This window comes from Leyella stercorea DSM 18206, assembly GCF_000235885.1.
Taxonomy (GTDB): domain Bacteria; phylum Bacteroidota; class Bacteroidia; order Bacteroidales; family Bacteroidaceae; genus Prevotella; species Prevotella stercorea.
This window is the reverse complement of sequence record NZ_JH379386.1, coordinates 1-5,380: the sequence shown is the minus strand read 5'-3', so window position 1 is coordinate 5,380 and position 5,380 is coordinate 1. Positions and strand designations below refer to the sequence as shown.

The window sequence follows — 5,380 nt, the reverse complement described above, 5'->3', positions numbered from 1 at the left end:
AATGTCCAAGCCTACCGATGGCATAATCATACGTATGCCGTTGCACGAAGAGTTTAGCACGTTGTGGTTGATGCTCATGCGCTCCCAGTAGCCACCCGCAATAGCATCGTCGCCAGTGTGCATCTCGCAGCCTGCAATCTCCACACGCTTCGCCCCACGGATGTGTATGCCGTCCCATCCGCCTTCTATATATAGATTATGAAACTGCGTCTTTTCTATCTGGTAGCCCAGAAAAGCATAGTTGGCGGAGCGCTTCACACTGATACCTTCAAACTTCATACGCTTGCAACCAGTCATCAGCACGGTATGCGGACCGCGCATGTGTTCCTCACCAAGCGGATTGCGCACATCGGCACCGTCGATGCAACCCTTGCCCTCAATACCAGCATTACTCACACCGACAGCAAACACCATCGCCTTAGACCACTGTGGGTCGGTGGCAGAGTTATAATTCACCGTACCTTGCCCACTCTCGTAGCGCGAGAGGTCAAGCGTGGTCTTCAAGGAAGCATAAGCATCTATGTCCTGCACACCCTTCAGCACAGCACCCTGCTCAAGAAAGAGCATAACACCCGACTTCAGATATATCGACCCCGTGTAATATTCACCACATGGTACAACAACGCGTCCACCACCCTGCTCGGCGCAATGCTCTATGGCGCGGTTTATCGCCTCAGCATTGTTCACCGACTCATTGTTGCCCACTGCGCCAAATGACGCAATACTCACCACAATAGATAAAAGAAAACTTATCATACTTTATTATTTATATAGATTATACATTCTTATTATACCGATTTACGTTAATAGCATATATGTAGCTATACTCATGCGAACAGCTACTTTACAATCAAACGGTGTGTAAAGATACGAATTTATTATATAATTCGCCTACAGAAGAGAATTTAAAGTAAAGAAATGAACTTTTTCTACATTTTCTTCAAAAAAGTCACAAAAACATTTGGCAGTTTCATCAGAAACCACTACCTTTGCACTCGCTTTTAAGGAACAACACTTAAAGCTTTAAACAATGGCTCCGTAGCTCAACTGAATAGAGCATCTGACTACGGATCAGAAGGTTGCAGGTTTGAATCCTGCCGGAGTCACAAAAAGAGGATATTACTTCATGTAACATCCTCTTTTTTGTTATACATATCCACCATTTGCTATATATTCCAACACAAGCCAAAATTATAGCATACACTTAACACATTATTATATAATTATTGAACTAAAACGGCGATTATCCCACGTATTTTTACTAATTTTGCAAGTTAAGAAATATAGAATATAAACAAAACAGATACAATCAGTATGGAATTAGCAAGCAAATACGATCCACAAGCAGTGGAATCGAAATGGTATCAGTACTGGCTTGACAACAAACTCTTCAGTAGCAAGCCCGACGGACGTGACCCCTACACTATCGTTATACCGCCGCCAAACGTGACTGGCGTGTTGCACATGGGCCACATGCTCAACAATACGATTCAGGACATCCTCGTGCGCCGCGCACGTATGGAGGGAAAGAATGCTTGTTGGGTACCTGGCACCGACCACGCTTCGATTGCTACGGAGGCTAAGGTAGTAAATCGTCTTGCAGAGCAGGGCATCAAGAAGCGCGACCTCACTCGCGAACAGTTCCTTGAGCACGCTTGGAACTGGACGAACGAACATGGTGGCATCATCCTCAAACAGCTGCGCCGTCTCGGTGCGTCTTGCGATTGGGACCGCACAGCGTTCACTATGGATGAGAAGCGCTCTGAGAGCGTGCTGAAGGTGTTCGTGGACCTCTACAAAAAGGGACTTATCTACCGCGGTCTGCGCATGGTAAACTGGGATCCAAAGGCACAGACCGTGCTTTCTACCGAAGAGGTTATCTACCGCGACGAGAAAAGCCATTTGTTCAACCTTCGCTACTATGTGGCTGATGCAGACGTAAACCCAGTTGTGCCGACTGGCTGCGAGGGCGAAGTGCTGCATCAGGATGCCGACGGACGCTACTACGCTGTTGTAGCTACAACACGCCCGGAGACTATCATGGGCGACACAGCAATGTGTATTAACCCGAAGGACCCGAAGAACCAGTGGCTGCGCGGACACAAGGTGATTGTACCGTTGGTGAACCGCGTTATCCCGGTTATCGAGGACCGCTACGTAGATATCGAGTTCGGTACGGGCTGTCTGAAGGTTACTCCTGCTCACGACGTGAACGACTACGCACTCGGCAAAACGCACAACCTCGAGACTATCGACATCTTCAACCCAGACGGCACCATCTCTGAAGCTACAGGCATGTACGTAGGCATGGACCGCATGGACGTGCGCAAGCAGATTGTAGAGGACCTGAAGGCTGCCGGACTGGTAGAGAAGATTGAGGACTACGACAACAAGGTGGGCTACTCGGAGCGCAACCAGGACACAGCCGTAGAGCCGCGCCTCTGCAAGCAGTGGTTCCTCTCGATGAAGCACTTCGCAGACATCGCTCTGCCGCCGGTGCTCGAGGGCAAGATCAAGTTCCACCCGACAAAGTACGTAACAACATACCGCAACTGGCTGGAGAACATTCAGGATTGGTGTATCTCGCGCCAGCTCTGGTGGGGTCACCGCATCCCGGCTTACTTCCTGCCCACAGCCGAAGGCGAAGAGGAGAAGTACGTAGTAGCGCTCACCGCTGAGGAGGCGCTCGAAGAGGCTCGCAAGATTAAGGGCTACGAGAACATCACAGCCGACCAGCTCGTTCACGACGAGGACGCACTCGACACTTGGTTCTCTTCATGGCTCTGGCCTATCTCGCTGTTCGACGGTATCAACAACCCAGGCAACGAGGAGATTAAATACTACTACCCCACAAGCGACCTCGTAACCGGTCCGGACATCATCTTCTTCTGGGTAGCCCGTATGATTATGGCTGGCGAGGAGTACATGAAGGACGTGCCGTTCCGCAACGTATACTTCACAGGTATCGTGCGCGACAAGCTGGGCAGAAAGATGTCAAAGTCACTCGGCAACTCGCCCGACCCTATCGCCCTCATCGAGAAGTATGGTGCCGACGGCGTGCGCATGGGCATGATGCTCTCGGCTCCTGCCGGCAACGACATTCTCTTCGACGAGAGCCTCTGCGAGCAGGGACGCAACTTCAACAACAAGATTTGGAACGCATTCCGTCTTGTAAAGGGCTGGCAGGTGGCTGATACCGAGCAGCCAGAGGCTAACACTATCGCAGCAAAGTGGTTCGAGGCTAAGTTGAAGCAGACCAACGCTGAGGTGAACGACCTCTTCTCTAAGTATCGCATCTCTGAGGCACTTATGGCTGTGTACAAACTGTTCTGGGACGAGTTCTCAAGCTGGTATCTCGAGATGGTGAAGCCGGCATACGGCCAGCCTATCGACCGCACAAGCTACGAGCAGACACTCGCTTTCTTCGAGACTCTGCTGAAGATGCTCCATCCGTTCATGCCGTTCATCACAGAGGAACTCTGGCAGCACATCTACGACCGCAAGGAGAACGAATCGATCATGCGCGCCGAGTTGAAGCTCGATGCTCCTACTGCCGACGACGATGCCGTAGTAGCAGCTATCGAGAACGTTAAGCTCATCGTGGCTGGCGTGCGCACCGTGCGCAACCAGAAGAACATCCCGAACAAGGATGCTCTCGAACTGCAGGCACTGCAGCAGAACAACTACGAGGCTTACGCTTCAGTAATAAAGAAGATGGCTAATCTCTCGGCTATCAACGTAGTGTCGGAGAAGGATACAACGGCTGCTGCCTTCATGGTGGGTACAGACGAGTTCGCAGTGCCTCTTGGCGATATGATTGACGTTGCTGCAGAGATAGAGAAGCAGGAAGCTCAACTGAAGCACCTCGAAGGATTCCTCGCAGGCATCAAGAAGAAGCTCTCTAACGAGAAGTTCGTAGCTCACGCGCCGGAGGCTGTTGTGGCACTCGAGCGCAAGAAGCAGAGCGACTCAGAAGAGAAGATTGCTGCACTGAAGGAGTCTATCGCAGCACTGAAGAACAAGTAAACGCTTGGTCATCAAAAACGCTTACAATACAAAAACCGCAGGAGGCTATGATTTCCACACTATAGTCTGTTGTGGCGACTTTCGGTCGCCACAACAGCGCAGGCTACGGCATGGAGACCATAGCCTCCTGTCCTTTTAATACAGATATACATATAAATCTACTACTAATATATATAATATGTATAAACTCCTAAAACTCGCATTTATTTCGCTTCTGATACTCTGTTTCAGCGCGTGCCAGGAGGAAGACCCAATCATGCCGCCAGAACCGCAAACGGCAGAGAAAACCATCTTCGTCTTCATGCCCTACAGCAACAACCTCTACAGTTTTCTACATGCGAATATCAACGACATGAAAGCAGCCATTGTCAGGAACAAGGGACTGGACAACACACGTCTCATAGTGTTCATAGCAAAGGACAAAAAGCAGAGCGCACTGATAGACATCAGATACAAGAAGGGCGTATGCACGCAGGACACGCTCGAGAAATACTCATCGCCCACTTATCTTACAACGAACGGCAGAGTAGAACTGTTCAACAAAGTGAAGAAATACGCACCAGCCAACCGCTACGCCATGATTGTGGGCTGTCACGGCATGGGATGGATACCAAGCTCTACGGTATTCAACCGAAACACTCTGCGCTACTTCGGCGGATTGGAAAAAGAATACAAAATAGACATCGACGACTTCGCAACGAGCATCAAGGCTGCAGGAATGAAGATGCAGTTCATCATGTTCGACGACTGCTACATGTCGAGCATGGAGGTGGCTTACGACTTGAAGGACGTAACCGACTACATCATTGCGTCTACAAGCGAAGTAATGGCTTACGGCATGCCTTACCAGAACATATACCAGCATCTGATGAGCGCACAGCCCGACTACAAGGCTTTATGCAATGGCTTTTACGAGTTCTATTCGAACAGCGGCACACCTTACGGCACAATCGGCGTAATTGATTGCAGATACGTTGACGAGATGGCTTCCATGATGAAGAGCATCAACGCAACGCACACGTTCGACCTTAGCCTTCTCGACAACGTGCAGGACCTCGACGGCGAGACATACAAGCCTACCATATTCTTCGACTTCGACGACTATGTGCGCCAGCTTTGCACAAACGATAACGACGCCTACGAGCAGTTCCACAACGTGCTGCTACGTCTTGTGCCGTACAAAGCGGCTACAGAGTACATATACTCCGGCTCTATGAACAAGAAGACCAAAGTGGACCACTTCTCCGGCATCACCATTTCTGACCCGTCTACACGCTCAGAAATTAAAGAGTCGAAAAAACACACTAATTGGTGGATACAGAGGCTCACCCGATAAACCAGGGGGATTAAGCAT

General features: G+C 49.9%; 3 protein-coding genes and 1 tRNA gene. 3 read left to right on the top strand and 1 reads right to left on the bottom strand.

From position 1 onward, the window contains the following. Window positions 1-756: glycosyl hydrolase family 28-related protein (locus HMPREF0673_RS03170; RefSeq protein ID WP_007897865.1), on the bottom strand; the 756-nt coding region annotated here is incomplete at its 3' end. Window positions 757-1,032: 276 nt separating this feature from the next. Between HMPREF0673_RS03170 and HMPREF0673_RS03165 the strand changes: the two genes are divergently transcribed. The 3 genes from HMPREF0673_RS03165 to HMPREF0673_RS03155 all read left to right on the top strand — a co-directional run bounded on the left by HMPREF0673_RS03165 (window position 1,033) and on the right by HMPREF0673_RS03155 (window position 5,362). Next, a tRNA-Arg gene (locus HMPREF0673_RS03165) sits at window positions 1,033-1,106 on the top strand. A 208-nt stretch (window positions 1,107-1,314) separates the two neighbouring features. Continuing rightward, window positions 1,315-4,026, top strand: coding sequence for a valine--tRNA ligase (locus tag HMPREF0673_RS03160; RefSeq protein ID WP_007897864.1), 2,712 nt, complete (start codon window positions 1,315-1,317; stop codon window positions 4,024-4,026). A 178-nt stretch (window positions 4,027-4,204) separates the two neighbouring features. Continuing rightward, on the top strand, window positions 4,205-5,362 hold the full coding sequence (locus tag HMPREF0673_RS03155) for a clostripain-related cysteine peptidase (RefSeq protein WP_007897862.1): 1,158 nt from the start codon (window positions 4,205-4,207) through the stop codon (window positions 5,360-5,362). The last annotated feature ends 18 nt before the right edge of the window (window positions 5,363-5,380 follow it).